The sequence below is a fragment of the Colwellia sp. Arc7-D genome (genome assembly GCF_003061515.1).
Taxonomy (GTDB): domain Bacteria; phylum Pseudomonadota; class Gammaproteobacteria; order Enterobacterales; family Alteromonadaceae; genus Cognaticolwellia.
Map to the genome: position 1 here is coordinate 4,021,155 of NZ_CP028924.1, position 18,306 is coordinate 4,039,460.

Here is an 18,306-nt window from a genome sequence, read left to right on the forward strand (position 1 = left end):
TTTTAAAATTTAATGTAATTATTTGGTACTGTAAAAAAAGTTGATGAAGTACTAACATTTTTAATATCCACTAGCTTTTGGTTATAAACTGATTTTTTATCTGGTGACGTCATCAATAAAGCTAGTTCCGATTTATCATGTAATAATTTAGCTTTGACACCAGACATGCTTAACATTCTTTGTCGAAATTTATTATAGTTTTGAATAAATTCCACGGGAATACCTAGCGCCTTCTGATCTGACAAACATAGTGTAAGTATTGGGGTAGCGTCTATAAAAGCATGATGCACTTTGCATCGTTTTCCAGCAACTCGTTTAAGCGCAGATGTTGGTTTTACTTTAATATTTTCATTCAACTTTTTCTGTTGTGTAAATTGCTGGTTAACCGCATCGAATTTTTTATTTGCTTGATTTAGGTCTGCCAGCGCCTTATCCATTTTTTTTCTATCTTCTTTAGTTAAGTGTTGCGCAAATTCTGGAGAGTTACTAAAACGCTGGATCATTGTTTTTACTGATTTCATTTCATACGACAAACTTGAGATCATTGTCTGGTTTATTTCTCGATAACGTTCTGCTTGCCCCATGACTATATACAGTTTATCCACCTTCGCTAAATATAAATAATAGGTGCCTAATCCTAACTCCATTCTCACGCCATGTTGGTTAACTATAACATTCTGTTTTATATCTCCTGATTTTTGGGAGCTATCAAACTGCATCAGTACTGCACCAAAGCTTGAAAATGACCACAATAATAAAAACAACGCTATCGATTTTTTCATATTAACCCGTCACACTCCCAATTAAATCGTAAACAGGTAAAAACAACGCCACAATCATAAACAACATAAAGCCCCAACAAAAACTACAGACATCGGTTCAATCATCAATTTAAATTTATCAATCGCATCTTGTAATTTAGTCGCATAATCACTCGCAATAAATTCCATTTGCTCTGACAAGCGTCCACTATTTTCACCGGTTGCAATCATTCTAATTAAAACAGGAGGGAAACCACCAACGGATTTAAATTGGGTCGAAAGCCGATTACCAGCCTCAATTCCAACTTTAATTTTACCCATTTTTTCACTGTAAATAGGATTACTTACCGCATCAGAAATAATACCTAACGAATTTCGAATATCAATACCTGACTTTGACAACAAAGCAAAATACTCAAATATATAAGATAAGTTAGATTGGATAATTAAATTAGCGAAAACAGGGGTTTTAAGAACGAATGCAGCCCATTTATATTGAAACAAAACACTTCTTTTATACATTTGTACAATACACAATATAACAACAATAAAGCCGGCAAGATATGTTGGTCCCTGCGTTGTAATTATCTCAGACGCATCTAAAACAGCTACTGTAATTGCCGGTAATTCAACCTGCATAGCCACAAACAACTCCATCATATTCGGCACCGTATAGTGGAGCCAGAAAAAACAAGCACCCAGCGCGAAAACTAACACAAATAACGGATACATTAAGGCTTTATTAATATCGACAAATATTCTATCAATTTTAATTAAATGCTGTGCAGCATCCATCAACGTAGTATCTAACCGACCAGTTTCCTCTCCAACTTTAGCCATATAAAACACAGTCTTAGGAAATATATCCATGTGGCGCTCAATACTAACAGATAGACTTACCCCTGACTCTACCGCACTTTTAATATCTAAAATTACAAAAGATAAATAAGGATTTGAGCCGTTTTCAGATGACTCAGTTAATGCCTCTAATATAGGAACACCTGATTTAAGCATAATGGCCAAGTTTCGAAGAAACTCTGCTATATCGCCACGTTTAATTTGTCTTTTATAATAACTATTTCTAACCAAATATATCGGCTTTAAGAGCGCTGGAATCAAAGAAACCGATATCACCATTGAACCATTACGCTCTAAATATTCGTGTGCTGCAATGGGGGTATCTACAGGAATATCCGTTACATTTTCTTCTGCCTGACCAGCTGTTGTTAATATTTTATATCTAAACAATGCCATGATATTTCCTTTTTATTCCGGTTTTGGCGCTAAATAAATAACTTCTGACACACTGGTATTGCCGGCTAGCACTTTCTTTTTAGCTACTTCATAAGCCGTTACCATGCCAGCAGCCAAAGCTTTCTCTTGAATTTCAACTACTGTTGAGTTGGTTTCATATGCAGCCAAAAAGTCAGGGCTTACAGGTAATATTTCATATAAAGTATCGCGACCAATAAACCCAGTGTCAGAGCAATGTTCACAGCCTTTACCTTTTCTCAACAAACGATTTTCATCAATGTCCAGATATTCCATATCTTCCGCTGTGGGTTTAACCATCTCAGCACAACTACCGCACACTCTTCTAATCAGTCTTTGCGATATACACCCAACCAATGAATCAGTAATCATGTGCAAAGGCACACCTAAAGACAGTAAGCGAGGAACAATACCCATGACATTATTGGTATGCAGAGTAGAAAGCACTAAGTGACCTGTTTCTGCCGCTGTAATAGCTGTTTTCGCTGTTTCAGCGTCTCGAATTTCACCAACTAAAATCACATCAGGATCATGACGTAAGAAATGTCTTATAGCGCTTGAAAACGTATAACCAGCGGCATTATTCACCTGTGTCTGCCTAACCAGAGGTATACGATATTCAATAGGGTCCTCAACCGTTAAAACGTTTTTATCAAGTAAATCGACGTTTCTCAATCCAGCGTGTAACGTGGTTGTTTTACCTGAGCCAGTAGGCCCTGTAATTAAGAATATACCGGCTGGATGTTTAAATATGCGATTGATAATGGATAAATGTTCTTCTTCATAACCTAAATCTCGCAACACTTTTGCTTCATGGTTACGAGGTAATAAACGCATAACAACATTTTCACCTTCAGAACAAATAATTGTCGACACACGAATATCAAAAACATCTTCATTAAGCTTTACATCAAAAGCGCCATCTTGTGGTAAACGAAATTCGGCAATATCCATAGAAGAGCGTAATTTAATGGTCGCTGTCAATCGATGTAATCGCTTATCTAACGAGAACATAGAATGCATAACGCCATCTATTCGAAATGCTACGTTAATTGAAGTATCCATTGGACGCACATGAATATCAGTACAACGTTTTTTAACAGCAAGGTGAATAATATGGCTAAGTAAATCATCCAATGTTCTTACCGCATTTTCGTCCTGCAAAACATTATTAACCTCACGACTGATAACGTCTTCTATGGGGTTGTCTAACGAAAAGTAGTAATGGTATAAAGTTTTTTGAATCCCTTTAGCATCAGAATAAAATTGTTTTACTTTTAAGTGTGATTGCTTTGAGACCGCTTCACGTACAATATTTTCATTCTTTTCAGAGCTGGCTAACACAATTTCATTTCCATCTATGGCGATCGGAATAAAATTATTTCGTGAACAAAAGTTAAAATTAAAAAGCTTTAGCGCCGCTAAAGAAGGCAGTATTTTATCACTGTCAATGTACTCGAGTCCGACCAGCTCAGCGGTCAATTCCGCAACTTGCTTTCGGGTTAACATACCTAGCTTTTCAAGAACTTCGCCAATAGGCTTATTGGTAACATGACTTTCATGTTGAGCAAAATTTAATTGCTTTTGGCTCACATAGTGACGACTTAATAATATTTCATTTAATTGTTCAAGCATGCTGCAGGCCTCTTAATGTCATGTGCAATGCGAATAAAGTATTTCTATCTGGAAAGCCAGTAGAGGGTAAGTTGTGTTTAAGTTGAAAAGCCATCAGTGCTTGCATGGTTTGACGACCAACGATTCCGTCAATCGCATCGCTATACACACCGACTATCGTTAGTGCTATCTGTAGCGATTTTACGCTTTGAGACTCCGCTAAATAGTGGTATTTCTCTAACCATAATTCAGGTTTCCATAAGATTAAAAACTGGTCATTTTTTAAGTCGAATGTTTTCAAAACATGTAATGGGTTAGGCTTTTCCTTACTGATTTTAATCTTAATTTCGTATGCTGATAATAATGCTTCCATCGTTTCAACATCATAATTAATTAGCGCTGACTCAAACCCTGTAAAATTTTCCAAGTATCCGTATTCGCTCAGCCAATTTTGAATATTGCTAAACCTTACAGGTGCTATTACAGGTGTTGGGATATCTTGAACAACGGCAAGTGGTTGATGTTCCATCAATTGATGAGAAGGTGATTTTCTGCTTACATTTTGGCTGAAAAAATCTGTTAAAATAAAATAACTAAGCAATGCCAAAAACATTGTAATCCAAATGAATGAAGTTTTTTTAACCTTACTTTTTTTCCACGCCATATCCTTGAGTATCAAATAAGCACAGCGCACTCCCAATACGTTAGTTTTGTTTACAATACAGGCATGTAAACCCCGATCTAATAACATATTAAAAGTTCTTGGGTTAAAGTTAGATGACCTTAAAAGCCACCACAACCCTGCTGGTGTTATTGTTAACAATTGTGCCTTAGGGTCTCTTGCCTGCATAAGCAATTTATTATCTACATATGCACGTGCTTCAACGTAACTAATTCGATTGAACGTCGCTTGATAAACTATGCGAGAATATAATTGGCGTAACTTGGGTTGCTTTAAAGTCACAAATAATTCTTGCTGACCAATTAAGATTATTTGCAGCAATTTTTCTGTATTCGTTTCAAGATTAGTTAGTAACCTTAGCATTTCCAATGATGAGTCACTCAGGTTCTGAGCATCATCAATAATTAAAACACAGCGTTTTTTTTCTCTAAAACATGCTAATAACCATTGATTAAAAAAAGTTAGTTTTTCTTCAAAATTTGTTAAATTTTTGGCACTACAACCTGAAACATCAACCTCAAAATCTTTTAAAATTCCATCCAGAAGAGCTTCATCTTGCAGGTAAGAATTTAAAATAAGTGACGTAACGTATTGGGTCTCACTTAAATGAGATAAAAAATACCGAATAAAGGTTGTTTTGCCTAATCCCACATCACCAATAATTAGCGCAATACCTTTGTTATGTTGCACGACATTTAAAAGCTCAATCAAAATAGTCGACGTTTTTTCCGTAAGTAAATAATGTTCTGCATCTGGGGTCGATGGAAATGGTGAACGATTAAATCCTAAGTAGTGATATGGGCAAGGTTCAAACATTAAAAACCTCGCGCTTGTTGGCTAGTTCGTTTCGCAATATCATTAAGCATTTTACTGACTACTTCTTGATAAACGCCTCGCATACTTAATTCATCTAACCCAATACGTGCCTGCTTATATAAATGCTGATTAAACAAACATACTGTTAAGTTAAATAAACTGTCATTATCATTTTTATTTATCGCAGTTAGTTGCCCTAATATTATTGCAGCTTCAGCCCAACGCTTTTCATGCATCAATAAAAATGATTGCAGCTTCTTATAATGCAAACTTTCATAAGTCGATATCACGCCAAAATCATCCAACAATTGGCTCGCGCCTTCATTATTATTAAGCGATAACGCTTGATAAAAGCTACTTTCTAGTTTTTTAAGCTTTGTCACTTTAAGCCGTTTGGCATTAAACTTTTCAACTTTGTCTGCTGTAGATATCAATGCTGGTAATAAAGGTTTGGTATTTAGCTGAAAATTTTCTTCAATGGCTTTATGCGTTATTTTTTTCTGCTCTACCGCTATATTTTCATTCATAGTCAAAGTGTTAATTTGCTTTGCTGCTGACTTTTCTTTTGTTGGGGTAATTTCGTTTTTAAACGCAATTATTTCTACTGCTTTGTCTTGACTAAGTTCCAACTGATAATCATCAGTTTCACGCTTTACTATCACCGGAGCCTTTACCGGTAAAGCAACTGGTGCGTTTTTAAGAGTTAATGCCTCCGCTGGTTCAACTTTTTGCTGTACAAGTTCTGGTGAATGAGCAACATTTACTGCTGGCATTGCAATATAAAAAGCACCATAGATAATACCGCACGCTAATCCTAATTTTAAAAGCGACTTCCACCTAAATGCAGGCGCAGCAGCTGAGGCTGAAGCGACTATAGCTTCAACCTCTGGGTTAGGTGTTTTTCTCATTTCACTCAGCGAGCGATAAACTAAACTCATATTATTAAACGAGCGTCACTTTAATAATAATAACCAATTCTTTAACCGCTTCAGAGTCTGTTTTTTTCTTAAATAAATTGCCTAGTACAGGCAAACGACCAAACCATGGAACCTCTTCTTCTTGAACAAAATCTTGCTGATCTATTAATCCACCTATAATCACTACATCACCATCTCTAAGCTTTAATTGAGACACGATAGACTTAAGTTGCACTACAGGTAATGATATTTCGGTATCCTGGCCTACCTTTTGCAATTGTAGACTTAATGGATTGACTTTAGATTGCACAGGGTGAACAGACAAAGTGATATCATTATTGCGACTAACAAAAGGTACAACACCTAACATTAAACCATCAAATACATTCTTAGTTTGCACTTCTTGCGTAGTAACAGTTGCACCTGACGAGTTATTATTTGTCACCTTAGTGTCTGATATATAAGTAGAACTTGTACCTATACTAATCATTGAAGGTAAACCATGCTTACTGCGAATAGTTGGGTTTGATAGAACAGATACGTCACCGAATTCTTGGATCATCGTCAATGCAGCTGAAGCATTATCATCGCCCCAGTAAATACTCGCAGCATTCGATGGCGAAGAAGAGTACTCAGGAATTGTTACTGTGGCTGGCGATCCTTGATCTAAAGAACCAAAAGCTCTGCTAACACCCGTCACTGATTCAACACCAGAATTAAAAGTATAAGCTATATTGCTGCGCAGCGTTTGCCACTCTATACCGTATTGATAGTCATCACTTAATTCAACTTCAATAATTTGTGCTTCTATTAATACTTGTTTACTCAAGGCTTGCTCGTAATCTGTTACCATTTTTCTCACGGTACGCATTACTGATGGGCGTGCTCGCACAAATAAGCTACCGGTTAATCTATTAAGCGTATAACTTTGAGAGTCACCTCGAATTGCTGCACCTAAAACAGATAGCTCACCAACTTCTGAAAAGTCTGACGCGCCAGAAACATTGTCGCCATACCCACCACCAGCACTTGCGCCGACAATTGAAGATAGCATTTCGTCAAGTACTTCATAAGGGTTATTATTTGGGATTTCTGTGCCACTTACAGTAAACTCGCCCTTAACTTGCCCGCCAGAAGAACCCCCTTCAGCCCCTGCACCACCAAGCACATCGCCACCGGCAGAAAATGAACTTTGAATTTCAGACTCCATAAAGCTCATGTAAAATATTTCTTCTTGCATCGGCTTTAAACTAATGAAATTATCTTTAACTTCACCGTTTAAGTCAGTTAAATTAAATAAATGTTTAAGCACAGACGATGCTGGCATGTTTCTAAAATCAACGGTAACTTTATAAGCACCTGCCGCAATTGTTGGATGAATAAGTAAGTTCATTTCTGTTTGTGCGGCTATCGCTTTAAGAATTACATGCAGGTCTTCGTTTTCAACGACAAGGTTGACATTAATATCATCAAGGGGATCATAAATAGGCGCAACGGGTTGCGCTTCAAATTGTTGTTTTTGTATTGTTTCTAATTTCTCACGCAGAAGTTTATTTCTGTCATGAGATCGTTTTGATTTAGCTAGGATCTTATCTTCTAAGTTTTTACTCTTATCAGTAAAACTCTCATTTAGATCTTGATTAGGTGATGACGCACAAGCAGACACCAGTATGCTAATAGCAGCCAATGCTGAAATTTTATAATTCTTCATAATATTACCCTTATTATTAATTTTATTCTGCTCGTAATAGTTCACTTAAAAATACCCTTCAGATGCCAACTGTTTCGTTGAAATAACACCTGTTCTTCTATCCATGGTCACTGCCTGCTGTGTTACCGAATAAGCTTGAGAAAACTTAGTACCTTGCGGCACATTTTCTACGTTACTTTTATTAGCTAACGCTTTAGCGTCTTTTTCCATTTGCTTAACACCTTCTAAAGCAATAAAACCTTCTATAATTTGTTTCCACGCAATACTTATATTGATAAAGCGTAAACTCGCTGCTGCAGTTCGAAGCCCCCCTGCAACGAGCATATTCACTTGCACCGCTGGAAATGTTGAAAACGCGGACACAAAATTTGTTATCGCTTGCGTAACATCTGCTGTTGCTCTTAGAGTTTCTGCAACCGCAGTTGCCGTTTTTGACGCTAACGCGGACTTTGAAGTTGCCGTGTACAAGGTAGTCAACTCTATTAAAGTTTGCATTCTAGCGTAGTGGGTATTGGCTAAATCAATCAGCTGACTGTAATCGGTATAATTTGACAATAAAGCCGGGCAACCTAATTTAATATAAAGAGATTGAGGCAACATAGGGAGAAATTTATCGTCACCTTTAGCGTTTAACTCCTTAATAACCGAATCGCTTTTAAAGGTATCATTTTTTTTATTTTCACCACGATTAACAAGCAAATAAGGTAAAGGTAAATTCAAGTTATGCTGACTAAGCATGGGTAATGCGGTTTTAGTAAAGCCGCCTGCTTGTGTAATTGCACTGCTATTATTCTTACCATATTCATCAAGTTGATAACAAAGATCGCTTAGCCCAACAAAACTATCAGTATCAGGAAGTTCGATGGCTAATTCGTCATCTATCGTTCTATATTCCATCAGCTTAGTGTTAACGTAGTGATCAATGGCTAACATTTCGGCTTCTACCGTACAGCTAGCGGGTATACAATCCGTTTCACTATTTGTCTTGCAAATATTATTATCTGGTTTTTTATTATCTGGTTTTTTATTATCTACGTTTTTATGTACTATTGAGTTACATTGTGACGGTATAATAACAGAGGCTTTTACGTATTTTTCTTCCTCTGCTTTAGGTCCTTTTCCTATAACCACTGAAACAACATTATCTTGGTTACATCCCTCTTTATTACCAGAGCAAAATCCTTTAACCTTTGTAATAACGTCTGTCTGTGCGGCTTGCGCACTATTCTTACAAAAATCTTTGTCAAAGTTTGCTAGTGCCGCTCTATCTTTTAATTCAAAAGGTAAGACAGCATTGGCATTACCTTTTGCTTCATTAAAGCTAGTACATACAGTCTCGAGATTAGAAGCTGCACCTTCTGCATCACCTAATTGCCATAAAAGATGGCGATAAGCTGTTAGTGTTTTATTGACAGGAAATGAATGATAAAAATAGCGGCCTTCTAAGTTTTTATAAAAATCTATCGGGGCAGCTTTTTCTTTTTTTACTGCCTCGCTATCATCAACTTTTGGCGATTCAAAACGTGCAATATCAGATGGAATATTTTTGTTCTTCTCTACCTCTTCAGGCGCAATGGTTTGAAAGTCGGGTGCAAAAATGGTACGCCATAAATAGGCCAAATATTGCGTTTTACGGCCCTGCCAAACTATCCAGCCATATTTGTTTACATCTTCCTCACATGAGGTAATAGCTTTATCCCATTTCCCTTTACCTTTATTAGTAAATGGAATAGCCGTAATGTTATCAATGCTCCATTTCATAGCCGTGTTGTATTCTTCAACGTCTTCCGGTTGAAGAAAAATATCGCTCGTACTACTGATGGTTAAAGCGCCAAGACTTGCATCATCCTCAGACGCAAGTTTTTCTTCGCATACTGCCAATGCTGTTTCTGAATCATCATCACCACTTAATGCTTTATATTTATCTAAGGTAAATGCATACGTTAAGGGTGTCTCTAGCTCTGCATTATATTCGCTATTGGCTTTTGTAAAAGCATCTCTTTCATTGGTTTCTTTTGCTTGGCTCTTACATTGTTCAACATCTTTTTCATCTTTATATTGTTCACACTCGGCATTAATTTCTGTCTCTGACTTTAATGGATTTTTAGATAAATTGTCTGAATAGTTTTTGTATATATTCGTGGCATGACCTACACATATATCAACAGTGTATTGTTGATTATCTGCTACTTTTCCTTTGTCAAATTCTCCACTTCTCGTCAAGTAGTGCTCTGCATATGAGGAAAATTTTTCATCGGGATCTTCGCCGGACATTTCAATATATCTGTCTTTTGGTGTAAATATTTCACCGTAGTTAGTATTGTCACAATAAGTATCTCCTTGGTCACCGATTTCTCCCCAATGATAAGGTAATTCACTGTCTTTTGAGAATAAAGCGCCTGCTTTATTAGACTTCAAGCTTGGGTAATCTTCAGAATATTCTGTGCCATCAAAGCGTACTTTGGCATGATTAATAATTGTCGTGATGCCTTTGCACACCTTAGTTACATTACTTCTAAAGTGATATAATGAGTTATCATTGTAAAATTCAAACAGCTGTCCTTCTGGTCCTTTCACATTAATTGGCAAAATGAGTTGTCTTTCGTCGTCTCCTCTGGCCATTGATTGGCTAAGCCAGTTTATTGGTAGCTTTTGTCTAATAATTGTTTCTATTCCTTTAGTCCCTAACTTGTCTTTCCCGTAGAGGTATTGTAAATAGTCAGGAAGTAATTCTCCTTTGAATTTTAGCTCCCTTTGCCTACTTATTATTTTTCTTGGGAAATAGATAGTAATTTCATTTGGTTCATCCCAGTAATACGGGCTAATTTCGCAATGCCCCTTATTACTATCATTAGTAAAATAACGACCCGCATGAGCATCATCTAACGCTTTAGGAGCTTCAAATTCAGATGGTTTCTTTAGGTTAAGTTTATAGCTTGCAGCATCGCGAAGCTTATTGCGTTGATCAATATGGTCATCAACATTTTTTTCCAGCATTGGAATAAAAGGCCAAGCCTTTTTAGCGGCGTGAGTCGTTACATTGGCGTGCTGATATTGACCTTTGGTATATTTGTCCCGACTATAAAATTCTTGTTTGATAATTCCGCTAGTGTCGCCACTGTCTTGTTGTAGTATTTGTTGGATAAAGCTGCCATTTTTATTCACTTGTTTAAGTGCTAATTTCCATTGCCTTTCTAATTGTTTCGTACGATTTTTTGCGTCATCAAGTTGTTTACTCACTTGTTGGTAATATATGCCTAGTGTAGTGTCGGGATCAATTTCAGAATGATTCCCCATTACAGCCTCAATGACACGACCAAAATCATCTAAATTTTCTAAATCATTTTTATTCTTAAGAGCGTTTCGATAATTTACTTGCAAGTTACCGTTTTGCAAAACACGTTTTTCTTCAGAGGAATACCGCGTAAGTCGACTCAATTTATAAGCAAGGTCAGCAGATTCAGGCTCAATATAGCCTTCGTTAATGTTATATAAATAGCCGACATTTGGCTTTTCATTTTCAGGAACGGCAGCAGTATAAGGTTCTATCGTAATACTTTGCATGTATGGCCAGTACTCTTGAGTTGGCCAACTGATGGTATTATTTCTATTTCCCCAAGCGTTAAGCTGTGTATTAATTTTCTCGGTTGCGTTGTTAACCGATTGTTTAATTTCGTCAAAGTTAAGGCTTTCTTCACCACCAGCTTCTTCATCTGTTGTAACTTCATCTGCGCCGTCTTCATTAACTAGGCACATTGCACCACCGCTTATTATAATCGTTTCAAGCTCTGTTTTTATTTCCTGCAAGTCTACAATTGGCGCTTTGCTCTCTCGCCAACTGCTATAAGAAACTTTAAATGTTGCTAAAGCACCGGCTAAGTTTTTTATGCGGCCAATTGGCCCTGCAACAGCGTCTTCGCCAATGTAACCATTTGGATAACGATTCATCATTGTCTTTCGCCATTTGACTGTACTATTAGCTGAGTCGTTAATAGATTTATCGTTTTCAGACGGGTTAAATAATAGCGGCGAATACATTCCTGTTGATAAAGTAACCGGTGGAAAGTCTGAACGTGTTAAGTCTGTATATAAAGAGTTATTTTTGAGTATGCTCGAAAGCGTACTTACGTGCTCAACCAGAGCTTTCAAACTATCAATGTAAAAGTTGTCTCCGTTAATACCTGATAAGCTTTTATGAAAGGTAACTTTTTTCTCTGATATCTCTGAATCTATCGTTTTGGCCTCAGGCGCACCCGATGCTACTGTTGTATATGGGACAGTATAAAGTATGTCTTGTTCTGTAATCCCACTTGGAAAGTCATCACTACGTCTAGGCGCAGCACCAGGGGTTTTCTTAATAATGTTCAGCCAATAGTCGGCAAGTTGCTCTAAAACGTGATCTATCGCAGGGTTTGAAGCACTGGCTGAGGCTAGTTGCGCTAATGGATTTAGGTTTTGAAATTCAGCAAGGGCAACTTTGGCATTTTTAGAAACAATTAACCCGTGTGAGCGTAACTTATCACCCACCATTGAGCTTTCAATTGCTTTTGTAGTGGTTGCATTGGCTGAAGTTTTAGCAACTTTAAATGGTTGATAGTCGTATTGCGCAGTGGTTAATTTGCTAAGACCTAATGGCCGATAAGGCAACTGTCCAGCTGAAGTATTAACAGAGTTACAATCGCCTTTACCGTTGGCATTACTCCCTGTATTACTGGCCGTGATCTCGCAGGGTAACGAACCGGAAACAAAGCTCATACCGATAATAGCATGTTCTACTTCAGACAATTCTTCTTGTTCTGTTTCATTAAGAACAATGTTAAGTTGCGATATTTTATTATGAACAAGGTATATTGCACTTAATGACATTATTGTTAAAACAATTAATACCGGAATTGAAGATAACCCTTTTGAGGTGTTTACCATGATGCGCATAAATCTACCTCATTTGTGCCACTTTCTTGCTCTGCTTCTGAATATTTTTTTACTTCATTCTTTGAATAATTACAAAAGTTACGTTGTTGATAATTAACATTTTTAATCATGATAAATTTTTCATCTATCCCTGCTTGAGCCTCCGCTAGTTTTTTACTCGCAGCTTTATATTCATCTGACGCTTTTTTCATTTCAGTTTTTAAATTTTTAATCGTTTTAATTACTTCTAATGCCGCCTTCACTACGGCAGAATTTGCCTCTGCTATACCTGCTGTAGCACTCAATAAGTCGGCAAGGGCTTTTGTTCGCATTTCCCAAAGTTTTTTTTCCGCAGCTGTTATGTTTAAATTTTTCGCCGTTAAAAATTTAGTAAATAGGTCATAATAGTCATCTTGCCATGCGGTTACGTCTCTAATTTTTGCTGAGATTTGTGTTTGCGTTTCCATCGCATTAATACCTGTTATTATTGCCGGACAATTTAATTTACTGATTAAACCAATTAAACTTTGGGAGTAATAAATATCGTCAGCATTGACGATAGCGCTTTTTGCAACAGGCAAGGGTTCATTATTATCAGATGATAATTCATTGTCACTATTACCTTGTGCTAAACATTGCTGCGATAAGTTGTGGATAGAGCTTGATTTTGATTGCCGTGTTTGGCGATGTAAATTCACCTTAAATACCGACTGGCTGGAGTTATTCCATGATTCACTATCCGAGTCGTCAGCATAAACATCTATATTTCCGTAACCTTCAACTTCTTTCGAAAGACTGACTACTCCGGCGGTTGACTGCTCACTTATATTGTTTGGGCCACCACTGATTAGTGTATAGGCAAGTTCGTGGCTGTAAATAAAATCGGGATCATCGAGCACTTTATTAAAAGCACCAATTGAATTGCTGTATTGATGAACAAATTGGGCGTTAATCGCCATGTCACGACAGAATAAATATTGATTACCTTTTATTTCGTTATTTTGATCACCAATAAAATCAGAGAAAGTCTTGTAGTTTGTACTTACTCTAGGGTTAATGGCATAAAAAAATGGCCGGCCCCAGCCGTCTAGAAACGGCGTATTCAAGCCAAGTATTTTAGCAGGTAAATTACCCGTAAAAGCACCGTTACGACAACTAATTTCAGTCCCACTTTCGTCTAATGGGCATGGTATACGCCCGTTTAGCTTGATGTAGCTTGTTAATGCCTGTTTGGCTATAGATAACTGCGTTTTAGTATCAGCAATACGTTTATAAGGTAAATACATGCTTGCAATTGAACTTAACGAACCAATGATAATGCCAAGTAATGTAATGGCAACGGCTACCTCGATTAACGAAAAACCTTTTTGAGATGATAGCCTTAACATTACTTGCTCTCCGGTGATAAAATCGTTTCTAAATGAGCTTTTAGAAACTCCAAATATATTGTTTGATTCGCTTGCATTTCATGCGCCGGCTGGGCAATTTTATATAGCTCTGCCGGTGTGCTGTCACCATCAATTAGCCAGTCATATGTGTCACACGCGAGTAAATCTTCAATCATTTCCTGTGTTGGGAGGTTACTTTTAACTGTACCTGTAGCGCCATCTACTAAGGCAGTAAGGCACTCTTTAGACAAAGTAACGCCTTCAAGACTTCCACTTTTAGGTAAACAGCCACCGGTAGCGTCGCTGATTGTTGTAACGACTGTTTCTAAAATTGTGTTGGTGCTTTGTATGATCGCATCTATGCTGTTTTGGTCTTTCATGAAGTGGTCGTAACAATACTGACCTTTAAGTTCCATTAGTCCTGGACCGCCATCTAATAGTAAAATAATGTTCGCTAATGTAACGCCTAATTGCGTTAGTTTTTGCACAGTTTCTGCAATACCCGCACCATAAGCAATGACCTTTGCAGGGCCACTGTACATGTCAGTTTTAGGTCCTTTAATATCTTTGATAGCTTTAGCTGCATTTGCCATATCCATTACGTTTGTTTTTAAATCGGTCACCACTAAAACAGTCGCTGCTTTTGCCGTTTCTTTACGCAAGGCTAATATGTCTATTAGTTGTTTATTATGTGCCTTTGCAATCATTAGGGCTGCAAGCTGATATTCACCGCCATTAAGTGCTTGCAAACGTTGCGTACATGAAAGTTGTTCAGCAAACGTCGATTTAGCAACACTGGCGGTAAATATTCGATTAAGGTCTTCGGTATCGCTGACCTTTATTTCATACGCATTAGTGCTATTGGTATCAGTATCAGGAACAGAACTCAATAATTGCCAGCAATATTGGGTAATAGGGGAATACAGCTTTGATTGACGTGTCACTATTGCCGTAAATTTCGGCTCAGTTATATCTAAATCTACCGATGATAAATCGGGTTCATCTGGTAAGTCATCTGGAAAGACATCAGGTAATGATTTATCTAATTGATAGCTTATAGTGTGCCGATTTTCATTCAAGCCAATGAGAATAGGTTTTAATGTACACTCTGTATTTTTGTCACATGGTGGGAATTGGCCATTTTTAATAACATAACTCGCTATTGCTTTAGTCACTTTTGGAATGATCGGGTGAACGTCTTGTTGTAATATTCCGGTGTCTTGTTGACGAATTAATGATGATATTCCGCCAATCATCACACCCAATATCAACATAGCGACGACCAATTCAATAATGGCGAAACCACGATTATTCACTTTGTGAGTCAATACCCCTTGCTTAGCGATTATTGACTTACTCAAGCTACACATAACTTAGCAACTATTTCAGCTATAGAAGAACTTACCACAACATCGTCATATTCTTCACCAGGCATTTTTAGTGGCGATTCAATTTCTATAGATGCATCATTTACATTTACATTTGCGCCGTCAAGCGGGTCGCCATCTTGGTTGTAGTCGTCCATTGCATCAATCAACACAAATGCAGGAATTGCATATTTATTTTGGTCTATTCCTTTATTACCTGTCTGTGCATACTTTAGGATCGGCAAATTACCTATATTGTCCGTTTCTATATCAACTATTGTTTTTTTAAGTACGCTACATAACCATTGTTTATGAGAGGTGAAGATGCCATTAGCGTTGTTTACTAGAATTGCGTTATTTGGCGAGTCTACTTGCAAGTTATATATTAATTGAGGTTGCAATACATAAGTTAGCTGGGCAGTTTTTTCTCTAGTGAATGCTGCTGAAAATTTGTGGTCGTTATCAAGGGAAATACTTTTCCAAGGTATTTTACTGATAAATTTTTCAGATCCATTACCAGATAATAAAGTGCAATATTTTGTGCCTTGAATTGCATCCTGATTTTGCTCTGATGATTTTACTACCTGCACTCGTTGACCTTTAACACCACCAACAGTTTCAAAAGTTACATCAATAATATTTCTAACCTTGATGTCACTCGCGCGATTTTCACTCGTGGGAGTATAGACACTTTCTAAGCCATTACCTTTTAAATCAGGACATGGGAGCGTACTTTTGTCGGCTAACATGGAAGTCAATAGTTGCTGTATTAGCATTAAATTTTTATGTGTTTGTTCACGTTTAACTGATGAACTTACATTTTCAAGTAAGCTCATGCCAGAGCCAAGTAAAACACCGATAATAACAAGCACGACACTGAGCTCTATCAATGTCATTCCTCGTTGATTACCTTTTATAATGATAATACTTTTCATTAATTTTCTGGTGGCTCATCTGCTACTGAAAACTCATCAAAACTTGCACTTTTAATATCGGCGTTGGCACGATGAATAGCAATTTTTCTTTTGGCGTTATTGTGGTCAATTACCACGTGGTCGTCTTTTATTGCGACCAGAGTGCCGCCATTAACTAAACGATCGTTGGGTCGATATAATTTATTATCAATACTGACAATGCTTCCTTGATTTGTTTGATAGATCATACCGACATGATATTGCGTTAATTTTTGTTCCGCTTGCTGTTTAGCTAAGCTTTTATCTTTAAACAAAGATATATAATGCCCACTATTATCTTTGTTACTTGCGAAACTTAACGCTTCTATTTCTTTGATATACTTTTTTACGGTCGATATTTCTTTAGTGCTTACTTTTTTGATACGTAAACTACTAAAAGCCGATAAATCTGTAGGCGATACATTCATGTGTTTTAATGTTGTAATGTATGCTGAAACTAAAATTGAGCTAATTGCTATCCCAGTAAAAACAAAGCCTGTTTTATTTTTATTCATTAGAAAGCACCTCTATATCCATAGCAAAAAAGTTGGCTGAATCACCACCAAGTAAGCTATCGGTTACCGCTAAATTTTGATTGTTTAAATTTTGAATATAGTCATTGAATACAATTTCGTGATCAATTTCTGATGCAACTATTTCACCGGCTACTTGAATTACAATTCTATCTGATAGTTTTTGTGTGTTTTTATTGTTTCGGCTATTTCTAGTAGAATTTCCAGCGGATATAGGAGATTTATTTGGGTAAGTAACCAGTATTGATTCGATATAAACATCCCCTGAACTGGGGTTCGCTAATGCCAATTTTTCAAGCACTTGTTCAAAACTTACAATATTAATATCGCCACGTATTAACTGATATTCTTTAATGAGCTCTTCGTTGGCAATAATGTCGGGCCTAGCTTTATCACGTCGACGCGCATCTTCAAGTTCCTGCACAACATTGGCGACTTCAAAACGATTATATGAAATAGATTTTTGTGTTTGCCAGTAGTCATATCCGAACCACAGGTTAACAACTAACATAATCATAGCAACCACAGGTAATGCTTGTTCTAACATGTAGTTATAACGTTCTTCAGACGACGATATACTGCTTGAAACCGTCATATCATCTATATAATCAATTAACGTACTATATTGTTTAACACCATCGATATATATTTCTTTAGTGTTTACAGGAAGCACTTTTAGATTAAGCTTTTCAGCAAGCGCTTGTTGCCACTTGGGAGACTCTGCGGTTTCACGTATCCAATCAAATGCTAAAAAACTTGTTATTTTAGCTTGAGTACTGGCCGCCACTCTCGATATAGCGTCGGATAAATTATGTATGAGTGCTTCATCGTCTAGTTCATTTTCATAAACACGAATATTTTTACTCGCAATAATTTTTCCATTGTTGTAAATAACTAAATCAAACTCTTCGCCTTTATTTATTAGCACAACCCCACAGCCAACTTTATCGCCATGATTTCTTATCAAAGAAGGGAAAATTTTGGCGTAAGGAACAAGTAAACGGTGACTAAGCGTATTATTGGCAATATTAATATATTTATTATAATCGGCTAAAGGTACTGATTGATAAAACAAAAAATTTGTTTGTGTGTTGAGTCGATATTTTTCAGAGGTAACAATTTGCACGCTACCAACGACTTCCCCCTCATCTCTTAGCTGTTTAGCAAGGAGCACGTCACTATATTTAATGTCTCCCTGTATTTCACGACTATTAATAGGATAATTAAAATCAGTGACTAAATAAAAATCTTCATTATTTAAATAATTACTGTTAGCCGCAGAAAATACATCTGTTTCAATTTGCTGCCATTGTTGATCAAATCCAATATATTTTTTGCCACAAATTTCAATCAAATATTTTTTCATTTAAAGCGCTCCTAA

At 36.8% G+C, this 18,306-nt stretch carries 12 protein-coding genes; all 12 read right to left on the bottom strand.

The features are described 5' to 3' along the window. Positions 1 to 2: 2 nt before the first annotated feature. Genes DBO93_RS17455 through DBO93_RS17510 form a run of 12 tightly spaced genes read right to left on the bottom strand, consistent with a single transcriptional unit; the run spans position 3 to position 18,291 of the window. Positions 3 to 782: a hypothetical protein gene (locus DBO93_RS17455; protein ID WP_162533822.1), complete on the bottom strand. Its 780-nt coding sequence runs from the start codon at positions 780 to 782 to the stop codon at positions 3 to 5. Positions 783 to 836: 54 nt separating this feature from the next. After that, entirely contained in the window at positions 837 to 2,015 is a 1,179-nt protein-coding gene (locus DBO93_RS17460) for a type II secretion system F family protein (RefSeq protein ID WP_108457467.1), read from the bottom strand. Positions 2,016 to 2,027: 12 nt separating this feature from the next. Next, a complete protein-coding gene (locus DBO93_RS17465) occupies positions 2,028 to 3,668 on the bottom strand; it encodes a GspE/PulE family protein (RefSeq protein ID WP_108457468.1) in 1,641 nt (546 codons plus the stop codon). After that, on the bottom strand, positions 3,661 to 5,145 hold the full coding sequence (locus DBO93_RS17470; RefSeq protein WP_108457469.1) for an ExeA family protein: 1,485 nt from the start codon (positions 5,143 to 5,145) through the stop codon (positions 3,661 to 3,663). Before DBO93_RS17470 ends, DBO93_RS17465 begins: the two co-directional genes overlap by 8 nt. Beyond that, on the bottom strand, positions 5,145 to 6,083 hold the full coding sequence (locus DBO93_RS17475; RefSeq protein WP_108457470.1) for a hypothetical protein: 939 nt from the start codon (positions 6,081 to 6,083) through the stop codon (positions 5,145 to 5,147). The genes DBO93_RS17470 and DBO93_RS17475 overlap by 1 nt, the downstream gene beginning before the upstream one ends. Before the next feature lie 4 nt (positions 6,084 to 6,087). Then, positions 6,088 to 7,773 carry a pilus (MSHA type) biogenesis protein MshL gene (gene mshL, locus DBO93_RS17480; RefSeq protein ID WP_162533823.1) on the bottom strand — a complete coding sequence of 562 codons (1,686 nt, stop codon included), beginning with the start codon at positions 7,771 to 7,773 and terminating at the stop codon, positions 6,088 to 6,090. Positions 7,774 to 7,818: 45 nt separating this feature from the next. Continuing rightward, positions 7,819 to 12,705 carry a hypothetical protein gene (locus tag DBO93_RS17485; RefSeq protein WP_108457472.1) on the bottom strand — a complete coding sequence of 1,629 codons (4,887 nt, stop codon included), beginning with the start codon at positions 12,703 to 12,705 and terminating at the stop codon, positions 7,819 to 7,821. Continuing rightward, on the bottom strand, positions 12,690 to 14,072 hold the full coding sequence (locus DBO93_RS17490) for a type II secretion system protein (protein WP_108457473.1): 1,383 nt from the start codon (positions 14,070 to 14,072) through the stop codon (positions 12,690 to 12,692). Before DBO93_RS17490 ends, DBO93_RS17485 begins: the two co-directional genes overlap by 16 nt. Next, a complete protein-coding gene (locus DBO93_RS17495) occupies positions 14,072 to 15,433 on the bottom strand; it encodes a prepilin-type N-terminal cleavage/methylation domain-containing protein (RefSeq protein ID WP_162533824.1) in 1,362 nt (453 codons plus the stop codon). The genes DBO93_RS17490 and DBO93_RS17495 overlap by 1 nt, the downstream gene beginning before the upstream one ends. Then, complete coding sequence (locus DBO93_RS17500) at positions 15,430 to 16,374, bottom strand: type II secretion system protein (RefSeq protein WP_108457475.1); 945 nt, start codon at positions 16,372 to 16,374, stop codon at positions 15,430 to 15,432. Before DBO93_RS17500 ends, DBO93_RS17495 begins: the two co-directional genes overlap by 4 nt. After that, the gene (locus DBO93_RS17505; RefSeq protein ID WP_108457476.1) at positions 16,374 to 16,907 is read right to left on the bottom strand and encodes a hypothetical protein; all 534 of its coding nucleotides are present in this window, start codon (positions 16,905 to 16,907) and stop codon (positions 16,374 to 16,376) included. Before DBO93_RS17505 ends, DBO93_RS17500 begins: the two co-directional genes overlap by 1 nt. Beyond that, positions 16,900 to 18,291, bottom strand: a complete 1,392-nt coding sequence (locus DBO93_RS17510) for a hypothetical protein (protein WP_108457477.1) — start codon at positions 18,289 to 18,291, stop codon at positions 16,900 to 16,902. The genes DBO93_RS17505 and DBO93_RS17510 overlap by 8 nt, the downstream gene beginning before the upstream one ends. Between the last annotated feature and the right edge of the window lie 15 nt (positions 18,292 to 18,306).